This is a genomic window from Burkholderia cenocepacia (genome assembly GCF_014211915.1).
In the GTDB taxonomy this organism is placed as follows: Bacteria; Pseudomonadota; Gammaproteobacteria; order Burkholderiales; family Burkholderiaceae; genus Burkholderia; species Burkholderia orbicola.
In genome coordinates this window covers 682,058-700,085 of the sequence record NZ_CP060041.1, presented here as the reverse complement: position 1 = coordinate 700,085, position 18,028 = coordinate 682,058, and the positions used below count along the sequence as shown (strand labels likewise).

The window sequence follows — 18,028 nt, the reverse complement described above, 5'->3', positions numbered from 1 at the left end:
GCAACGCGGGTTGCAGGTCACGCGATGCGCGCTCGTATTGCATCCGACGCCGCCCCGCCCGTGTGCCGCGTCCTTGCATCGGCGGCAGTCCGCTCCGTACGCGAGAAGCGCCTCGTTGCGAAGCGGTCGCGCCTTCGTCATCCGCACGGGATCGATTCGTGCTGTTTCGACACGGCGAATGTCGCGCAACCCTTTCCACGGAGATGCCATGTTCATCCACAACACACGGCTTCAGTACACGGTGCGCGTGGGCGCGCCGAATCCCGGCCTCGCCAACCTGCTGCTCGAGCAGTTCGGCGGCCCGCAGGGCGAACTCGCCGCCGCGATGCGCTATTTCACGCAGGCGATCACCGAGGAAGACCCCGGCCGCAAGGACATGCTGCTCGACATCGCGACCGAGGAACTCAGCCACCTGGAGGTGATCGGCTCGATGGCCGCGATGCTCAACCGCGGCGCCAAGGGCGAACTCGCCGAAGCGGTCGACGAACAGGCCGAGCTGTACCGCAAGCTGCACGGTGCGGGTAACGACAGCCACGTGACACAGGTGTTGTACGGCGCGGGCGCGCCATTGACCAATTCGGGCGGCGTGCCGTGGTCGGCCGCGTACATCGACACGATCGGCGAACCGACCGCCGACCTGCGCTCGAACATCGCGGCCGAAGCGCGCGCGAAGATCATCTACGAGCGGCTCATCAACGTGTCCGACGATCCGGATATCCGCGACGCGCTCGGCTTTCTGATGACGCGCGAGGTGTCGCACCAGATGTCGTTCGAGAAGGCGCTGTATGCGATCACCGCGAACTTCCCGCCCGGCAAGCTGCCGCCGAAGACGCCGTACGATCACGTGTACTTCCGGATGCAGCCGGACGCGGCGCCGCTGGTCGGCCCCTGGAACCACGGCGGCGAACTCGAAGTCCGCCCCGCCGAACCGGCGGTCGATGGCGGCACCGGGATTCCGGAAGGCATGCTCGACGCGCAGCAGGCGGATGCCATCGAAGCGATGGCGCAGCGACTCGCATCCGATCCGAACAGCGACCCGGTGACGGGCGCCGAACTCGGCGCGGGTCCGCCGGCCCCGCAGGGGCGCAAGCCAGGCAAGCCGGACGGTGCCTGAACGGAAGCGCGACGACGGGCGCCTGGGCGTGATCGCGGGCGTCTTTTCGATTTGATACGGATAACGAAATGGAAACAGGCGCCGTTGGGCGGGAGGGTTCTCGTCTATTGGCGTGCGACCAGGATGCCGACGCGCCGGCGAAGCGGCAGGCATCGCACGCGTGATGCATCGCCGACCGTGAACGCGCGTTCGCCGCGCATCAGGCGCCCGTTTCGCCCGGCCCGGCCTGATCGGTCTGGTCGGCCATCAGGTACTGAATGACCAGCGTCGGATCGGCGATGTCGAGAATCAGGCGGCGCATCACACGCTTGCGCATATGGTCGTCATCCAGCGTCCACGGCCCCGCCGCGTCGCCGAGGTAGCGGCCGATCGCGCCGCGATGGTCGCCGTCGGGCGACAGGCCGAGCCGCGCGGCGAGCAGGCCGGCGATGACGTCGTCGAGTTCGACGTGCAGCGGCCTGGAATCGATCGAAAGTTCGAGCTTCATGGTCGGTCTCGCAAACATGAAAAAGCGGCGCGGCGCGTCCCCACTGTCGCGCGCGCCGACCAAAGCCGCTCCGGCCAGCGGCTGTTCGACGATCGCAGGCAGGCCTGCGACGCCGGTCAGTAGCCGAGTTCGGGCGCGGGAGCCGACTCGGCGCTCTCCTCTTTCGGCGCCTGGGCGACAGTCGCATCGGTCGTCAACACCAGGCTCGCGATCGACGCGGCGTTCTGCAGCGCGGTACGCGTGACCTTGGTCGGGTCGACCACGCCTGCGTCCACCAGATCGCCGTACTCGCCGGTCGCCGCGTTGTAGCCGAAGTTCCCTTTGCCTTCGAGCACCTTCGAGATCACGACCGACGGTTCGTCGCCGGCGTTGGCCGCGATGACGCGCAGCGGCGCTTCGAGCGCACGCAGCACGATCCGGATGCCGGCGTCCTGGTCCGCATTCGCGCCCCGGATGTCGGACAGCGCCGCGCGCGCACGCAGCAGCGCGACGCCGCCGCCCGGCACGATGCCCTCCTCGACCGCAGCGCGCGTCGCATGCAGCGCATCGTCGACGCGGTCCTTCTTCTCCTTCATTTCCACTTCGGTGACCGCGCCGACCTTGATCACCGCCACGCCGCCCGCGAGCTTCGCGACACGCTCCTGCAGCTTCTCGCGATCGTAGTCGCTCGTCGCTTCGTCGATCTGCACGCGAATCGACTTCACGCGCGCCTCGATGCGCGCCGCATCGCCCGCGCCGTCGATGATGATCGTGTCGTCCTTGCGCACCTCGACGCGCTTCGCACTGCCAAGATCCTCCAGCGTGGCCTTGTCGAGCTGCTTGCCGGTTTCCTCCGAGATGACCGTCGCGCCGGTCAGGATCGCGAGATCCTCCAGCATGGCCTTGCGCCGGTCGCCGAAGCCCGGCGCCTTGACGGCGGCGACCTTCAGGATGCCGCGCATCGAATTCACGACGAGCGTCGCGAGCGCTTCGGCCTCGACGTCCTCGGCGACGATCAGCAGCGGCTTGCCGGCCTTGGACGCCGCTTCGAGAATCGGCAGCAGGTCGCGGACACTGGAGATCTTCTTGTCGTGCAGCAGAATCAGCGCGTCGTCGAGATAGGCCGCCTGCTTCGCCGGATCGTTGATGAAATACGGGCTCACGTAACCGCGATCGAACTGCATGCCCTCGACCACGTCGAGTTCGTTCTCCATCGACTTGCCGTCCTCGACGGTGATCACGCCGTCCTTGCCGACCTTCTCCATCGCGTCGGCAATGATCTTGCCGATCGCCTCGTCCGAGTTCGCGGAAATCGCGCCGACCTGCGCGATTTCCTTGTGGGTCGAAATCGGTCGGGACAGCTTGCGCAACTCGTCGAGCACCGCGCCGACGGCCTTGTCGATGCCGCGCTTCAGATCCATCGGGTTCATGCCGGCCGCGACGTGCTTCATGCCTTCCTGCACGATCGCCTGTGCGAGCACAGTGGCGGTGGTGGTCCCGTCGCCGGCCACGTCGGCCGTCTTCGACGCGACCTGCTTGACGATCTGCGCGCCCATGTTCTCGAAGCGGTCCTTCAGCTCGATTTCCTTCGCGACCGACACGCCGTCCTTCGTGATCACCGGCGCGCCGAAGCCGCGCTCGATCACGACGTTGCGGCCTTTCGGGCCGAGCGTCACCTTCACCGCGTCGGCCAGCACGTTCACGCCCTTGACGATCTGCTGGCGCGCGCCATCGCGGAATTTCACGTCTTTTGCAGTCATTTTCTTGCTCCGGATACAGTCGTTGAACGGGATGCCGCGCGCATCGGGCACACACCCGTGCGACGCGGTCGAATCGGCATTCAGGCCGCTTTCCTGGCGGCCGGCGATTCGGGTTCGAGCACGCCCATGACGTCCTCTTCGCGCATCACGAGCAGTTCCTCGCCGTTCACCTTCACGGTCTGGCCTGCATATTTGCCGAAGAGAACCTGGTCGCCGACCTGGAGCTGCAGCGGGCGCTGCGAGCCGTCCTGAAGCAGCCGGCCGCTGCCGACTGCAATCACTTCACCCTGTTCGGGCCGTTCGGCGGCCGAATCGGGAATCACGATGCCGGAGGCCGTCGTCCGCTGCTGTTCGATTCGCTTGACGATAACCCGGTCGTAGAGGGGACGAATCTGCATTTTCATCTCCTGAGCGATGAGATCACCTGAAAAAGGGAATCCGTCGGCGCATGCACGCGCAAGGGCTGCGCTGCGCCGGCGTGCCATCGATTGGCGAAAAGCGAAATAGTGGCGGGCAGGCGCGCTTCAAGAGGGTGACGAACGCTCAATATGTAACAAAATGTTTCATCGCGAAACCGGCGTTCGCACGACCGGCGGTTGTGTCGAGAGGCTCTCCGTGACGAGCGGCAACACGGCCTCGACGGTCAATGCTGCGGGCCACGCAAATCGTCGCGCGACGGCGCTTGAAATCCGCGCTTCCCATCCTATTTTGGGTATCGCTCAAGCAGCCGCGGCTTACGCGCTGCGTGTTTCGATTTGTTTGTCAGCGAGGCCTCTCGCGGATCGACGAACTGGAGCGCGTGGTCCGGTTCGTCCTCCATGCGAGGTCCAACCGGGAGCGAATCATGAACCATCCTTTCTTCATCTTCGATCGGCTGCCGGAGGTCGGCCGCCGACCACGACGCGCCGCCCGCGTCGTCACGGGTCTGCCGGCCCGCCTGCGGAAAGCGCGCAACGGCACGAGTCGCTTCGCGCCAATCGGCGCTCGCGTACGTGCCGAGCGCAAGCCATTCGCGTTGCGCGGCGCGCCCCAACCCGCTGCGATCGGCCGACCGAAGCTGCCGCGCCGTCGAGTCGCCGGGTTTGGACGCATGCTGCACCCTATTTCGTTGTTCCGCGTCACGCCTGCGGGCGGCGGCTCCATGCGCGACGGGAGGCGGCCATGCTGAGCCCGCACGAATTCGCGACGCTGATGCTGGTGTGCCAGGCGCCGGATCAGCTCGACATGAACCGCGCCGAACTCGATGCGTTGCTCGAACGGCAACTCGTCATGCTCGAACATGGCGCGCCCGGCCGCCGGCGCGCGTATCTGACGAAGAAAGGCCGATCGATTCTCCACGCGCTCGGGGCCGACATCGCTTCCCGCGGGCGTCACGAGGCCGCGGCAGCGCGCGACCATCCATACGACGCGCCCGTCGCGCTGTCGGACGACGCCGGATGACCCGGCGTTCGAATCAGTGGCGCGGCTACCGACGTGCGTGCGCGATCATGCTCGATGCACGCGGTATCCGCGCAAGCGCGCCGCCAATACTGAAGCTCGCGTTTCGTCGATGACCCTGGCGGCAGCCGTCGAACCCGCAGCCGACAGCCGCGGCCAACGACGAAGACGCAATGCACGCCCCGGCGGGCAACCGTCCGTCCGGATCACTGCATCGATGCGCCGCCCGCCCCTACTTGTCGATACGAACCGATACGCCCGATGCGCCGTAAAGCGCGGTGGCGTTGTACCCGTCCGCGGCGGCGAACAGGTTGAGCCGGCCCCAACCCTCGGCGTCGTCGAGCAGCGGATAACCGGACGCCAGCGCCGTCGTCTTCAGCACGACGCGTCGCTGGTCGGCGCTCAGATACGGCAGACGCGTCTTGAGCAGCACTTCGGCCCCCTTCGGCACGACTGCGCCGTTGGTGGTGGTGCCGATCGGCGCGAAGCCGAACGTGAGTCGGCGCGCGTAATTGGCCCGATTGGCGGCCGGGTCGGCAAAGCGGTCGCTCGACGCCGTACCGGCATGCGCGGCGGCCGGGAACGTGGCCCGCGTGGTGTGGGTCAGCGAATACAGCGTTGCATGTGCCTGCTGGAAGGCCGTCTGCTTGAGCGTCGCGTTGGCCGGATCGACGAGGTTCGCCGCCACCACCGCCTGGGCAAGTATCCGGCCGCCGATCACGTCGAGCGGCGAGTGCATGCCGGCGAGGATGCGGTTCTCGCCGAGTTCGAGCCCGCGGCTGATCATTTCCTGGAAACGTTCGGGAATCACGTACGCCATCGCGAGCGCGTCGCGCATGCCTTCCGCGGAATGCCCGCTCGGAAAACCGCCGGCCGCAGGTGCGCTCGTCCCGGCATCGACGACGTCGGTCAGCGGCTGCCACAGCGCACGGAAGCCGTTCAAGACGCGCACGCCGGCGTTCGTGCTCATCGTGGCGTAACGCGCATCGCCGCGCTGGTTGGTCGCCGCGTTGTCGACGAACGCCGGCACCGATGCCTGAACCGGGGCGCTGTCCACGAAACCGGGGTCCGCGGGCGCTGCCGGCAGTTGCGCGACAACCGACGGCGGCCGGTTGCTGCCGACGTCGTCTCCGCCGCAAGCCGCGACAACGAAGGATGCCGAAACGGCGATGGCAAAGATATGCAAGGCAATCCGGCGATGCGCTGACATGACTGGGCGGTTCCCGTGGCGTGTCGAGAAATCGCGTACGATATGGTTAGTTTGCGAAAGATATGAGAAAGAGCCGAGAAAGTTCGGGAGAAGGCGATGTCGCGCCGCCCTCCCCTCGTCGAGACGCGATGCGGTCCTGTCCTGCATCGGCACTTCACACGACGCCGACGCATTCGTCGGCACGGAAAACCTGCCCGCCCGTCCCACATCACGGAAGTTGCCGATCACGTCATACCTGGCCGACGCAATGGCAAAAGAAAAGGAGGGAATTCCCCTCCTTGTTCAACATCGTCTTGATTAGAAATCCGCTGGTTTCGCAATCGGCTGAAGCGCTGCTGCGTCGTCCGGCAAGAGGTAGCCCTCCTTGACCGCCTTTTCTTTCGCCTTCTCGAAGGCGCTCTGGTAGTTTTGATAAGTTCCGTACATCTTGACCAGCTTGCTCTTCGAATAGGGAATCTTCGTGTCGTAGATCAGACCGCAACCCGTTTCCTGATCGGTCATGTAGGTGGCGGACGGCACCTGGATCCACGGCGGGCGGACTCCGCCTTCCATATTGCCGGTCACCGGATCGCGCACGACGGCCTTTCCATTGCGGATAACCCTTGGCGCCTTCGGCATGATCTTGCCGTCTCGTACCCACTTGTCCATACCGTCCAGGACGGCGGAGACAACGTCCTCGACCGGCTCGTCGTAGAGCGTCCGACAGCGCGGATCGTTACCCTTGCCAACGTCGGCGGCCAACAGTTCCTTCTCATCCGTGCCGAGATCGGCCTTCCGCAGATGCGGCATCCCGGTTACTTCGTAATAGCGAAGTTGAGGGCTGTCGGTGTCCGGCGGCACCGGAATGCCGGCGAGCACGTCGTGCATCAGCTCGGATTCGCTGAAGATTGTCACGAACGGCGCGCCATCCGGCATCTTTCGCGGCACGCGAATCGACTCGCCCCCGACCTCGCCATAGGCCATGCGCCCTGCCATGTACGCATCGATCAAAGGACGACCGTCCGGCATCCGCCATTGCTGGTGGCGTCCCTGATCGAGGTAGTCCATCCACACCTGCGCCGTCACCGCCCAACTATCGACATAGACGCGCTGAACCTTCATCGGCGCAAGCGGACTTTCCGGCGTATTGGATTTCAACAACAGCGCCAACTGCGCGCCGATACCTTGCGATTGCGGAATAAAAGGATCAGGTACGTTGCCGAGCTTGAAGTGTTCCGGATCGTAATACACACCCAGCGGCGCATAACGCGCGTAATCGAATCGGCGCATGAAATCAAAGTTGACGATCTTTCCATACAATGCGATCTGGTCCGCTTCCTCCTTGGGTGTATCCGAGATGAACTTGGGGTCGACCGCAGGCTTGTTGCTGTTGAGCGTATATCCGACGTAGGCGTATCCGCGACTCAGCAGATATTTCCGGGTAAGGATCCAGCCGGCGCCGCGCTCTCCGAACCAGCTGAACGGCTCGATTATCACGGTCCCGTTGAAGCGGGACGGATCCGTCGGCGCGCGAACCAGAATCCGTGTCAGGTACGGCGCCTGGAACATCGTCTTTCCGGTCGAGGTAATGACCGGCGCGACACCGGATAGGTAGTATTCCTTCTCGACGTACCCATATCTGGCCAAATCGATGTATTCGGTTCCAGGGCGGGAAGCCGATGACAGAGGCAGCTTGCCGGAGGGGGGACTTCGACGACGTTGGGCATTCGCGGGACCTCCGCGTTAACCGGTGCGGACGCGCCTGACGCGATCATGATTCCCGTCAGGACAACGTATCGAGCTTTCTCTATCAGACGGTGCATGTGAATGTTCCACTATTGATGAGTCTTGTCACTACGCGAAGCGCGCGATGTACGACATCGCTTCACGAACGTCATTCGGGCGTCCAACGCCACGTCGCGACGAAAGCGCCGGCCCTTCCATTTCCAGCATCTCGTATTCGCTGACGAACAGTGGTCCGGCATGGCTTATTCCTTCGGACAACTGACGCCACCCTCGATTTCGGCAAGACCGGTCACCTTCTCTGCGCCATGTCGATCGAGGGAACGCACGCTGCTCGATGAAGAATTAAACAGTGCCTCCAGGCAGCCGAATATCCAGAAACGGCAACTCCGTACGGAACCGGGGGAATACCCCTGCGGAAGGAAACCACTGACGGCGACGGCCCGATCGCGTCGCCACGTTTCGCATCGCCTCCTCTGCACCCATCCCGCGTACTTTGTGCTGATTTGGGCTACCACCTCGTGGCATCACAACTGAACACTCGAACCCGCAATTCGCAGTGCTCGTCACGACTTCAATGACGCGCCATCTCGTGTCGGCGGCGCGCTGTACGCACGGCACCACGAGTGGAGAAAAATTCCAAACGGTCGCACATTTCAGGACAATCCCATGCATTCCGTTATCCGAATGTTGTTTCCAGCGCTGCTTGTCGGCACATTTTCGTCGCCCGCAAGCGCATACGAGTTCTACCATGACGGGGTCACGAACCTTGACGCGAATTTGAGCGTGGGCTACGGGTTTTTCAGCGTCCAGCGCAGTTATATCGACCGTCCGGGCCCTACCCGGTGGCAGGAGGGTTATCTCAAGTATGGCTTGAGCGGCAGCACTGCACTCCCCGGCGCAGGTTCGATCTACGGTGCCGTGAGTCTTCTCGGCTCGGCCACGTGGGGCAACGGCGATCCCGGCGGCTTTACGACCGGTCGCGAACGCCGCAACGCGCTCGAGGACGCCTACCTCGGCTGGAAATCCGGCGACTTGATTCCGGCATTGGGAAAGGACGGCATCGACATTTCCGCGGGTAGCCAGTACGTCAACGTGGGCTCCGGTTTCCTGATCAAGGGAGACAAGGTCAGCGCTGGCCGGGCCGTAGACGACGGCCGCTATGATCGTGGTGGCGCTTACTATCTGGCATCGCGCGTGGCTTTCTCGCGAACCGCGGTGCTACGACTGGGCGGCGACACCGGATGGCACGGAAGCGCCATCTGGCTCAAATCGAACAATCATCTGCAAGCCGATACCGAGTTGGCCGTCGGCACCCTGGACTATACGGCGCAGCCGGGAACGCTCGGGCTGACCTTTATCCATGGCATCAGCATCGACAAGCGATATGTCAGCACACCGAGCCGTCTCGATCGCCCGGGGATGAACACGTACAGCATTCGAGGCGACGGTGACGCGGGCATCCCCAATACGCACTTCGCGTTCGAATATGCGTACCAAACCAAGCGTTCCGGGAACGACAACGGGTGGTATGCCGAAGCCGGATATACGTTCCAGAATGTCCGGTGGCAGCCGTCGCTGAGCTATCGCTACACGCGTTATTCGAAGGATTTCGACTCGCTGTTCCAGGGGGGATTTGGCGATCGCTACCAGGGTGAAATCGCATCCAACTACTCGTTTTCATACAACTTCAATACGCGCATCCAGGACGTCGGGCTCACGGTCCACCCGTCCGAAAAATTGACCGCGACCCTGATGTATTTCAACTTCCGGACGTTGTCCAATCGCTCCACCCTCGATCTCGACGCGTCCGAGCTGACGCTCTATCTGGATTGGGCCATCACCAAGAACCTCCAATTTTCCCCGAACTTCGGTGTCTACAAGCCACGCAAATACGCCGCAAACGGCGGAAACCAGACCGGTAGCGCGGCCGCGAACTTCTACGCCAACCTCATGATCGTCGCGAATTTCTAGCGTGATCGCCGACCGGCCTGCCGCACATTGCAGCGCCGGCATCGGACTCCATAGCAATCGCATTCGCGAACGCCCCTCGGCGCATCGCACTTGACGGAACCGCCGGAGCGGCGAAGGCGTCCCGCTTCCTGGCATGGCATCCGCGGGTTTCCCCCGCTGGGACGACGCGCGATTTGTTTGCAGAATTTCACCTGGCCAAAAACAATCAATCGCCCTACGCACTTCCGTCGCCCCCCGCCGAGACTTCTTGTCATGAAGAGCATCGACCGATTTGATGACGTGAATGCCCACGCAGCGTCGATCAAGCACTGGAGTCAAACCTACAGCCAGATATCGGCGGGTTCGCTCGAAAGCTCGCTGATGCAACTTGCGAGTGCGCGCTGCCACCTTTTTCGGGAACGGATAAACCAGCGCGTCGTTCAACACGGCGCAGCTCCGTCGGGAAAGATTTGCTTCGCCATACCGATTTCCGCGTCCGGATCGGTCGTCATGCAAGGCCGCAAGGCAGACTGCAACAGCGTTCTCTTTCTGCGCGGCGGCGACGAGTTCATGTTTCATATGCCAACGGGTATGGACATGCTCTCGATCAACTTCGATCGCGACATGTTCGAATCGGCGCTATCGACCCTCACGAACGCCCACGAGATCACGACGCTCCTCAAGCAACCCGTCATCCGGTTGCCCAAACAGCGCCTGAACGCGTGCCGCCGTCGCCTGCTCGCGATATTCTCGGAGGCGTTCTTCGACGACGAAGGCGGCACCATCCAGCATGACGAAGGCGCATTCGAGCAATTCGTCCTTCACGAAATGATTCGACTGATCAGCAGTCCGGATTGCAATCTACGTCAACGCAACGGCAGCTCCACCCAAAGCTTCATCGTCGAGAAATGTCATCACCTGGCCATGTCGGAGAGAATCGACGTTCCCAGCGTGATGGAGCTGTGCCAGCAACTGCAGGTCAGCCGGCGCACGGTGCAAAACAGCTTTCGATCCGTGACCGGAACGACACCTGTGAATTACCTTCGGTCCGTGCGGCTCAACGGCGTGCGTCGAAGCCTGATGTCGACGCCTTCGTCCAAACTCCTGATCGGAGATGCCGCCGCCCGATGGGGATTCTTCCACTTGAGCCATTTCGCCGAGGACTACCTCGAACTCTTCGGCGAGTTGCCTTCGCATACCAAAAGACCGGTTCGGAAAGACGGATAGAAGATCGGCGAGCCGGCATGATCCGATCGCCGAGTCCGGTGGCGATGCGGGGCGCCTGGCGTCCATTCCGACGGCCGCGGCCACCGCCCTGCTCCTCATCTTCCGCGACCGAAGTCGCTGCCGGAGCGCGTGCGCGGATTCACGTGATGGCCGATGGACGAGCGGCGACCCGCGTACGCACAACACCCGACGTACACCGAAGATGACGGGTCAATTCACCTGTCCCACGTCAATCAGGGATTTGAGATCCGCCGTCGGGTCGGCCAGCATCGCGGCAGGGATACGCGACCGCTGCGCGATCAGCTTGCGCGCCAGCACATGTTCCGACGGCCGGTTGACGGAATGCGCGGCCGCCACCGCATCGTCCCGCAGGTAGAACACCGTGAAGCGATCGCTGGCGGGTGCTCCGCGCAATACCACCTGGTCGTCGGATGCGGGCAGCCCGGCCATCTGGAATCTCAGGTCGTGCTGCTCGCTCCAGAACCACGGCACGGCCGAAAGCGGTTGAGGCCGACCGACCAGCACCGAGGCCGCCGCACGCGCCCCGTCGCTGGCGGCCTGAATGGATTCAAACCGCATTCTGGCCGGACTACCGGGAAAAGTCGGCTGCGCCATATTCGCCACGTCGCCGACGGCCAGTACATTCCGCACCGAGGTGCGGCCCAACGCATCGACAAGGATGCCGTCGTTGCAGGCGATGCCGGCGGCATCGGCAAGCTCCGCGTTCGGCAACACGCCGATACCTGCTACGACCAGGTCGCAATCCACCATGCGGCCATCGTCGAATTGGACGGCCTCGACGCTACCTTGGCGGCCGATCAGCGCCCGTACGCTGCGGCCCAGTTCCAGCGAAACCCCTCGCTGACGGTGCGCCTGCGCCACATAGTCCGACATGAACGCCGGGAACGCGCGTGCGAGGAGGCGCGTCTGGCTTTCGACCACGGTAACCCGGGTTCCGGCGGAGATCAGTGCGGCCGCGACCTCCAGGCCGATGAACCCGCCGCCGACGACGCACGCGTTCGAGCAACGGCCGAGCCTGCGCTGCACCGCCAGCGCGTCCTCCAGCGTGCGCAGTTGATGCACGCCCTGAAGCTCTGCGCCGGGAACCGGGAGCGGGCGGCAGCGCGCTCCCGTAGCGAGTGCAAGCCAGTCGTATTCGAGACTCTCGCCGTCCGCCAGCCGCACGCGGCGCGCGGCCAGATCCAGCGCTGCAGCGCGTTGCCCCACGCGCAGATCGATGCATTGTTCGGTGTAGAAATCCGGGCTGCGCAGCGCGAGCTGGCCCATGCCGGTCTTGCCGGTGAGCAGGCCCTTGGAAAGAGGCGGGCGCTGGTAGGGTGCGTGCGGCTCGTCTCCGATCAGGACGATAGGTCCGTCGAATCCCTGTTCGCGCGCGGCCGCGGCGAGATGGGTTCCGGCATACGAGGCTCCGACGATAACGAGCCGGGCCTTTTTTGAGGATGTCAAAATTGTCTCCCGAGGAAACACCCCGGCGGTCCATGGGTTCGAACCGGATCGGCGCACGGCGCGCAACTGCGCGCCGAAACCGGCCTTCACCGACGACATTCGCCGGGCAAGCCGTCGCTTCGACAACCGCGCAGCCGGAACCGATGTTCGACGAGGTGGATCATTTGCCGGGCAGTGCGGATTGCACATGCGTTGAAGAGGATGACGAGCCTGTCTCGCCGGCAGACGATCGGAGGCGTCCATCCGAGAACGTCTCCGATCGCCAAACCGGTCGCGGCGCCCGTCGATGTACAACGCGTACGAAGGGGGCACGAAGAAACACGAAGATCCGTATTTGAGCTCCGGTTCGTCGCCGTCGTACTCCGTCGTACTCCGTCGGACTACGTCTGCCGAGCCGTCAGGAACAGGGTCGGGATAGCCGCCTCCTAACCTTGCTTCTCCGGCATTCTCAGGACCAGGCCGTGCAGTTCTCGTGTCAACTTGATCTGACAAGCCAGCCTGCTGTTCTCCTGCGTTGCACCCAACGGCTCGAGCAAGGCAAGCTCGATCGCCGGATCGGCTTTGCCGGTCACGCCGAGCCAGGGTTCGTCGACATAGACATGGCAAGTCGCACACGAGGCCTGGCCGCCGCAAAAGCCGTCGATACCGGGCACTCCATTTTCTAGTGCCGTCTCCATTGCATTGGCGCCGTCCAGCGCAACCACGACGTGTTCGTCGCCATTCGATTCGATATAGGTAACTTTTGGCATATTCAAGAAAGATGGTTTTTCAACGAGCACGCGTGACTCTGTTCGATATCGAGTCCTGCGTGCGACTTGGATATCCGCCCGCCGGCGAAAGCTCACTCGTGGGTTGGCGCCACGGTATCCTGGCGAGCGCCGATTTGACGCAAACCCTGCCAGAACGAAACGAACGGCTCGAGATAGAAACCTCTCAGGGTTTTGTGGGGATTCTTTTCGCCGAACTCCACTTCATTCAGCCCCCAGCGCCATGTTTCGTTCTTTTTCGGCAAATAAAGGGTCCCGAACATCCAGTCCCATAACGTCAAGATAACCCCGTAGTTTTTATCTCGATGCGGCACCTCGATGCTGTGATGGAGGTTATGCATGACGGGCGCGAGGACGATACGATTCACCCAGTTGCCGTACGAAACGTGCACGTGTACGTGAGACATCGTGTCGACGACAAAAAAGGAAACGTACACCTGGATTCCGATTACCGTCACGGTTCCCGGATTGACAGCGGTTCCCGTGGCGTAAAGCAGCACGCCCAGCGCCACGCCGGCAAAGAACGACGGAATCGTGTTCAGAAAAAAGAATTCAATCGGGTGTTGACGAAAGAGCGTCCATGGCGTCAGCGTTTCGGCTGTATGGTGCGGCTTGTGCAGCGGCCACAGGACGGGAACCTCGTGGCACCAGCGGTGCACCCAGTAGCCGGAAAAATCCAAAGCCAGAAAATATACGGTGAACTGAACCGCGACCATCTTCCAGTCCGTGTGCATCAGGGGGTTTTGCGCGCCAAAATGCGCCGACAGAAAACCCGCCAGATTGTCCGCTACCGAGATCGCATTAATCGCGACGAACACGGACAGTGGAAAACCGATCGCCAGGACAATAATGCCGTTCCATCGATCCACACGAGCCGAGTCATGATCGTACTGATCCTTTGGAAATACGGACCTCACCACTGCCCGTAGCGTCACCGGGCCGCGTTCTTTTCTTGCCAGGAAACCGACCCACGCAACCACCACGAAATAAAGCGGAAGACCCCATGCCCACTGCTGCAGCATTTCGATGGTAGGGTCATAAAAGTCGGCAATCGAGCTCCATGTCTCATTTATCATCTTCGTCTCCGAGATTGCATATTGTTACGAGCCAGGACAGGGCCGCGAGTCGCATACGCCGCTCTTGTCAGGTACCGTCTATGCCCGGCGCTCGATGAACGTTGCCGCCGGGATAGTGAGTTCATGGTGGTCTGCAGGCTCGCTGCGGGCCAGTAACGAACGGTGGATGAACGGTTAACGAACGGTTTTTCCGACGCTTTCGCGTGACCGGACATCGTCGATTCCCGGGGTAAACCCGGCTTCCCCGGCTTCATCGCATGGCGGACGCATGCGGATCGCGGGAACATCGATTCCAACATGCGTTGCTTGCGCCTTGCTACTCCGCTCGCGCCTGCACACTCCAATTCGGTCCAGTCGAAAAACGACGTCTCGAGACGAGAGGAACGGAGAAAGAAATAGAAGACAACGCGGTATCAAGCACTCAATCTCGATGCGGTATCGAGAGCACGTCCTGATCGCTGTCGAAATAGACGCGTCCTGCAAGCTCGCCATGAGCTCAATCCGGGGCCGGCGCCCCGTGGATTGTCGTACGCGGCGCTGTTTTTTATTTTGCTTTGGCGGGCTCGCCGGCTCCGGTTTTTTTGGAAGCAAGCTCGCTTTCTCTTACAGGCCACATCTGACCGACCTTGAGATGGCGAACAATGACCAGCTTGTTACCGACATTCGACGGCCCGAATGTACGGACTTCGTACAGTGCTTCGAATGCGTTATCAGCACCAAGACTTGTTTTCAGCTTATCCAGTTCGGATTTACTCGACGCAACATGTATCGCCTCCATAAGCGCCGGGTCCCGGGTTCCTGCAATAACGACGATATGATTTCCCGATGAGCCCGGAAAGCTGGCTATATAGGCATAGTCACGACGCATGATCCCCTCGGTCGAAGGGTTATCCCAATCGGATTGAAACTGATTTCCGCTCGCCCGATCGACAAGCATATCGCCATCGTCCGACAAAGAGAAACCCGAAATATCGCAAAGCGGTTCTTTCAGGTCCGCCAGACTCCTCAACAAGCCAACATAGACAAGATCGTGAGTCCGCAACATATCGTTGGTAAAGCGCGACATCGCGATGGATTGCAGCGACGGTAGCTCACCGGCTCGCGCGGTCGCAATGATGGGAGTAATGGCAGCCATAGCCGGCGCCACACCTTCGGGAAGGGTGTAGGTGTTCAGGTCGATATATTTCTGATTCGCGCCCGGCGTCCGCGATTTGTACTGACCCAACTCATCAGCAGAATGAATTCGGGGGTCGAATATCAGCCGGGAAACCTCGTTGTTGGAATCCAGTTCGCCGAAAACATAATCACCACCGTACACGACAAGAGTCGGAATATGGCTGCCCGCCAGCGCACGCCAGAGATTGGTATCGAGGCGAGCGTCTCCGGCGGATGTGCTTGCGAACCAGCTCCAGCAAATCAGATTGAGCCCGACGAGAAGCATGACGCCCCCTGCGAACCACATCCTGGCGCCGCGCAGCGGGCGGCGGGGCGACGCGGCACAATCGCCTGCCTCGCCCTCGGCAGGCGGAATGACGACGAGCCGATATTCCCCGCGCGGAAGGGCCAGGCGTTCGCCATGCTCGTCCGGAGGCAGTTCCTCGAGTTTCTTTCGTAGCCGATGGACGTGCACCCTTACGGTCGCATCAGCCGCGAGATCCACGTCGATGGATTTGCCGAAGACCGTTTGCGCAATCTCGATTTCCTTCGGTGCGGCGTCGGCCAACGAGCGTTCAAGCAGCAATTCAAAAAGACGATTGATCTGCGCCGACTTTCCGAGCACGCCACTTTTTTGAATGCGTTCCCCGTGAGCAACGAGCCGCCTTGTATCTTTGTCCTCTAGCATGCTGGGCCTCCCTGGCTTGTGCGAGGACATGCCCGGACACTTGCTTTCGTCAGCCAGGCGCCCATACCCGCCAGGGCGACACGCAAGCGGCCATGCTTGCAACCGGCGCCGATGATTGCGTCGGTCATTCGTTCCGACCGACTGCATTGCGATCGCGACGAGCTGCGATGATAGGAACTCGCGCCCGAAGGCCATAGCCCAAAACGGCACCTGTAGCGGACGCTAGGGAGCCGCCTGGCTGGCTGTTGAACTTCTCAACGGTGTAACCGGGCGTTGCGGGCGTTGCGAGCGGTGCGTTTGCGATATCGTTCATGACCTTGGGCAAATAAGAATGATGCACGGAATGGACGAATGCAGGAACCGCTGTGCGCGGCGGAGAAGCTGGAAGCCTTCGTGCCGGCCGATCAACCGTTGAGGCCGCTTCGGCTGCCGGTCAACCAAGCGGTGAAGCGGCTCGATGTCACGCCGTGCTGAGCCCAGGCGTCGCGCGCCTTGATCCAGCCGGTTCGCCCGAGCCGATGGCGGCGACGCGGCAGGAGGCCGTCGGCGTCGCGGCTGCGCGGCGGCGCGCTATTCGAGGCCCTGCAACGCCGCCTGTTCGCTCAGCGTGCGGCGCGGCGGCAGTGTGCGCGGCACGAGACTCGTCACCAGCACCGAACCGACCACCAGCAGCCCCGCGGCCACCGCGAGCCCGGCATACGGCGTGCCGGTCCGCGCAAACAGCGCGCCGACCAGCCACGAACTGAACGCGCCGCCCAGCGAACCCAGCATGCTGATCACCGCGATGCCCGCCGCCGCCGCGCGGCCGGTCAGTTGGGCCGCCGGAATCGTCCAGAACACGATCGGCACGGTGAACGCGCACAGCTGCGCGATCGCAAGCAAGGCCACGGTGTTCCACACATGACCGACCGAGAAGCGCAGGAGCAGCAGGCTGCACGCGGTGACGAGCATGCACACCACCGTATGCCACCGGCGCTCGCCGAATCGGTCGGAACTCCATGCGATCGCCACGTTGCCGATCATCGTGAACACGGAAATCAGTCCGGACAACCAACCGATTCCCGAGACGCTCGACACCCCGGCCGCCTTCAGCACCGTGGGCGACCAGAACGTCACCGTCCCCATGCCGACGTAGACGCAGAAATAGATCGCCGCAAGTCCCAGCACACGACCGTTACGAACGATGTCGAGAACGCCGAACCGGCCATGGCCGACCACGGCCGAGGTCCGTTCCGCATCCAGATCGCGCAAGAGAGCCTGCCGCTCAGCTGGCGACAGCCATGTCGCCTGTTCCGGCCGGTCGCTCAGCATCAGCGGCGCAACCATCCCGAGCGCGATGGCCGGCAAACCCTCGATCAGGAACAGCCACTGCCATCCGCGCAACCCCATCGTGTCCTGCATGTGCGCCATGATCCAGCCGGACAGCGGTCCGCCGATCATCCCGGCGACCGGAACGGCGAGCAGCAGTACGCTGTTGACACGGGCGCGCACCGTATCCGGAAACCAGTAAGACAGGTACAGGATCAGGCCCGGAAAGAAGCCGGCCTCGGCGGCGCCGAGCAGAAAGCGCACCACGTATAGCGACACGCTGCCGGTCACAAACATCTGCGCTACCGTGCAGAGGCCCCACAGCACCATGATTCGCATGAGCGTGCGGCTCGCGCCGATGCGCGCCAGCACCAGATTGCTCGGCACCTCGAATGCGGCGTAACTGATGAAGAAGATGGCCGTCGCGGAGCCGAATACGGCTTCGCTCAAGCCGAGGTCCTGCAGGAACTGCAGCTTGGCGAACCCGATGTTGACGCGATCGATGAAGTTGATCACGTAGCAGACGAACAGAAACGGAATCACGCGCAGCGCGATCCGACGATACAACAAGGCAGGGGGTGACTCGGACATGGACCGCTCCCGGTATGTGGACATGCGTCACGAACAAGCGAGGCGTTGCGAGGCAATTATACAAATCCCGTATTTCGGGATTTATTG

At 62.5% G+C, this 18,028-nt stretch carries 15 protein-coding genes and 1 pseudogene; 6 read left to right on the top strand and 10 right to left on the bottom strand.

The annotated features are described in order from the left end of the window. Window positions 1-208: 208 nt before the first annotated feature. A complete protein-coding gene (locus tag SY91_RS32350) occupies window positions 209-1,114 on the top strand; it encodes a manganese catalase family protein (RefSeq protein ID WP_023476949.1) in 906 nt (301 codons plus the stop codon). Between the two features lie 199 nt (window positions 1,115-1,313). Here the strand turns inward: SY91_RS32350 and SY91_RS32345 are convergent, their stop codons facing one another. The 3 genes from SY91_RS32345 to groES form a co-directional block, all read right to left on the bottom strand. Continuing rightward, a complete protein-coding gene (locus SY91_RS32345; protein ID WP_023476948.1) occupies window positions 1,314-1,601 on the bottom strand; it encodes a hypothetical protein in 288 nt (95 codons plus the stop codon). Between the two features lie 116 nt (window positions 1,602-1,717). Continuing rightward, window positions 1,718-3,340, bottom strand: a complete 1,623-nt coding sequence (groL, locus tag SY91_RS32340) for a chaperonin GroEL (RefSeq protein WP_023476947.1) — start codon at window positions 3,338-3,340, stop codon at window positions 1,718-1,720. Between the two features lie 80 nt (window positions 3,341-3,420). Then, on the bottom strand, window positions 3,421-3,738 hold the full coding sequence (groES, locus tag SY91_RS32335) for a co-chaperone GroES (protein ID WP_006482399.1): 318 nt from the start codon (window positions 3,736-3,738) through the stop codon (window positions 3,421-3,423). A 248-nt stretch (window positions 3,739-3,986) separates the two neighbouring features. On the opposite strand from groES, the gene SY91_RS35345 reads away from it, so the two are divergent. Continuing rightward, entirely contained in the window at window positions 3,987-4,508 is a 522-nt protein-coding gene (locus SY91_RS35345) for a hypothetical protein (protein ID WP_260632501.1), read from the top strand. Beyond that, on the top strand, window positions 4,502-4,780 hold the full coding sequence (locus tag SY91_RS32325) for a hypothetical protein (RefSeq protein ID WP_023476946.1): 279 nt from the start codon (window positions 4,502-4,504) through the stop codon (window positions 4,778-4,780). Before SY91_RS35345 ends, SY91_RS32325 begins: the two co-directional genes overlap by 7 nt. 283 nt (window positions 4,781-5,063) lie before the next feature. Here SY91_RS32325 and SY91_RS32320 read toward each other — a convergent pair. Both SY91_RS32320 and SY91_RS32315 read right to left on the bottom strand, forming a co-directional pair. Continuing rightward, a pseudogene (locus tag SY91_RS32320) lies at window positions 5,064-5,987 on the bottom strand (phosphatase PAP2 family protein); the annotation flags it as partial. A 297-nt stretch (window positions 5,988-6,284) separates the two neighbouring features. Further along, window positions 6,285-7,613 (bottom strand): alpha/beta hydrolase domain-containing protein, encoded by a 1,329-nt coding sequence (locus SY91_RS32315; protein ID WP_260632500.1) that lies wholly within the window; start codon window positions 7,611-7,613, stop codon window positions 6,285-6,287. Window positions 7,614-8,378: 765 nt separating this feature from the next. On the opposite strand from SY91_RS32315, the gene SY91_RS32310 reads away from it, so the two are divergent. Both SY91_RS32310 and SY91_RS32305 read left to right on the top strand, forming a co-directional pair. Continuing rightward, entirely contained in the window at window positions 8,379-9,683 is a 1,305-nt protein-coding gene (locus tag SY91_RS32310) for an alginate export family protein (RefSeq protein ID WP_185921449.1), read from the top strand. 252 nt (window positions 9,684-9,935) lie between these two features. Continuing rightward, window positions 9,936-10,889, top strand: a complete 954-nt coding sequence (locus SY91_RS32305) for a helix-turn-helix domain-containing protein (protein ID WP_023476940.1) — start codon at window positions 9,936-9,938, stop codon at window positions 10,887-10,889. 210 nt (window positions 10,890-11,099) lie between these two features. On the opposite strand, the gene SY91_RS32300 is transcribed toward SY91_RS32305, so the two are convergent. The 4 genes from SY91_RS32300 to SY91_RS32285 form a co-directional block, all read right to left on the bottom strand. Then, window positions 11,100-12,455, bottom strand: a complete 1,356-nt coding sequence (locus SY91_RS32300) for an NAD(P)/FAD-dependent oxidoreductase (protein WP_023476939.1) — start codon at window positions 12,453-12,455, stop codon at window positions 11,100-11,102. Between the two features lie 326 nt (window positions 12,456-12,781). Continuing rightward, a complete protein-coding gene (locus SY91_RS32295) occupies window positions 12,782-13,135 on the bottom strand; it encodes a 2Fe-2S iron-sulfur cluster-binding protein (RefSeq protein WP_023476938.1) in 354 nt (117 codons plus the stop codon). 62 nt (window positions 13,136-13,197) lie between these two features. Continuing rightward, entirely contained in the window at window positions 13,198-14,199 is a 1,002-nt protein-coding gene (locus SY91_RS32290) for a sterol desaturase family protein (RefSeq protein ID WP_105797806.1), read from the bottom strand. Window positions 14,200-14,743: 544 nt separating this feature from the next. After that, window positions 14,744-16,042, bottom strand: a complete 1,299-nt coding sequence (locus tag SY91_RS32285) for a hypothetical protein (RefSeq protein WP_185921447.1) — start codon at window positions 16,040-16,042, stop codon at window positions 14,744-14,746. A 351-nt stretch (window positions 16,043-16,393) separates the two neighbouring features. On the opposite strand from SY91_RS32285, the gene SY91_RS35340 reads away from it, so the two are divergent. Then, the gene (locus SY91_RS35340; protein ID WP_023476935.1) at window positions 16,394-16,516 is read left to right on the top strand and encodes a hypothetical protein; all 123 of its coding nucleotides are present in this window, start codon (window positions 16,394-16,396) and stop codon (window positions 16,514-16,516) included. 96 nt (window positions 16,517-16,612) lie between these two features. On the opposite strand, the gene SY91_RS32280 is transcribed toward SY91_RS35340, so the two are convergent. Then, on the bottom strand, window positions 16,613-17,941 hold the full coding sequence (locus SY91_RS32280; protein WP_023476934.1) for an MFS transporter: 1,329 nt from the start codon (window positions 17,939-17,941) through the stop codon (window positions 16,613-16,615). Window positions 17,942-18,028: the final 87 nt, after the last annotated feature.

Excerpts from the sequence above, each read along its gene's own strand:
- SY91_RS32350 (WP_023476949.1), top strand. The coding sequence starts at position 209 with ATGTTCATCCACAACACACGGCTTCAGTACACGGTGCGCGTGGGCGCG.
- SY91_RS32345 (WP_023476948.1), bottom strand. The coding sequence starts at position 1,601 with ATGAAGCTCGAACTTTCGATCGATTCCAGGCCGCTGCACGTCGAACTC.
- groL (WP_023476947.1), bottom strand. The coding sequence starts at position 3,340 with ATGACTGCAAAAGACGTGAAATTCCGCGATGGCGCGCGCCAGCAGATC.
- groES (WP_006482399.1), bottom strand. The coding sequence starts at position 3,738 with ATGCAGATTCGTCCCCTCTACGACCGGGTTATCGTCAAGCGAATCGAA.
- SY91_RS35345 (WP_260632501.1), top strand. The coding sequence starts at position 3,987 with ATGCTGCGGGCCACGCAAATCGTCGCGCGACGGCGCTTGAAATCCGCG.
- SY91_RS32325 (WP_023476946.1), top strand. The coding sequence starts at position 4,502 with ATGCTGAGCCCGCACGAATTCGCGACGCTGATGCTGGTGTGCCAGGCG.
- SY91_RS32310 (WP_185921449.1), top strand. The coding sequence starts at position 8,379 with ATGCATTCCGTTATCCGAATGTTGTTTCCAGCGCTGCTTGTCGGCACA.
- SY91_RS32305 (WP_023476940.1), top strand. The coding sequence starts at position 9,936 with ATGAAGAGCATCGACCGATTTGATGACGTGAATGCCCACGCAGCGTCG.
- SY91_RS32300 (WP_023476939.1), bottom strand. The coding sequence starts at position 12,455 with ATGTCGTCGGTGAAGGCCGGTTTCGGCGCGCAGTTGCGCGCCGTGCGC.
- SY91_RS32290 (WP_105797806.1), bottom strand. The coding sequence starts at position 14,199 with ATGATAAATGAGACATGGAGCTCGATTGCCGACTTTTATGACCCTACC.
- SY91_RS32285 (WP_185921447.1), bottom strand. The coding sequence starts at position 16,042 with ATGCTAGAGGACAAAGATACAAGGCGGCTCGTTGCTCACGGGGAACGC.
- SY91_RS35340 (WP_023476935.1), top strand. The coding sequence starts at position 16,394 with ATGCAGGAACCGCTGTGCGCGGCGGAGAAGCTGGAAGCCTTCGTGCCG.
- SY91_RS32280 (WP_023476934.1), bottom strand. The coding sequence starts at position 17,941 with ATGTCCGAGTCACCCCCTGCCTTGTTGTATCGTCGGATCGCGCTGCGC.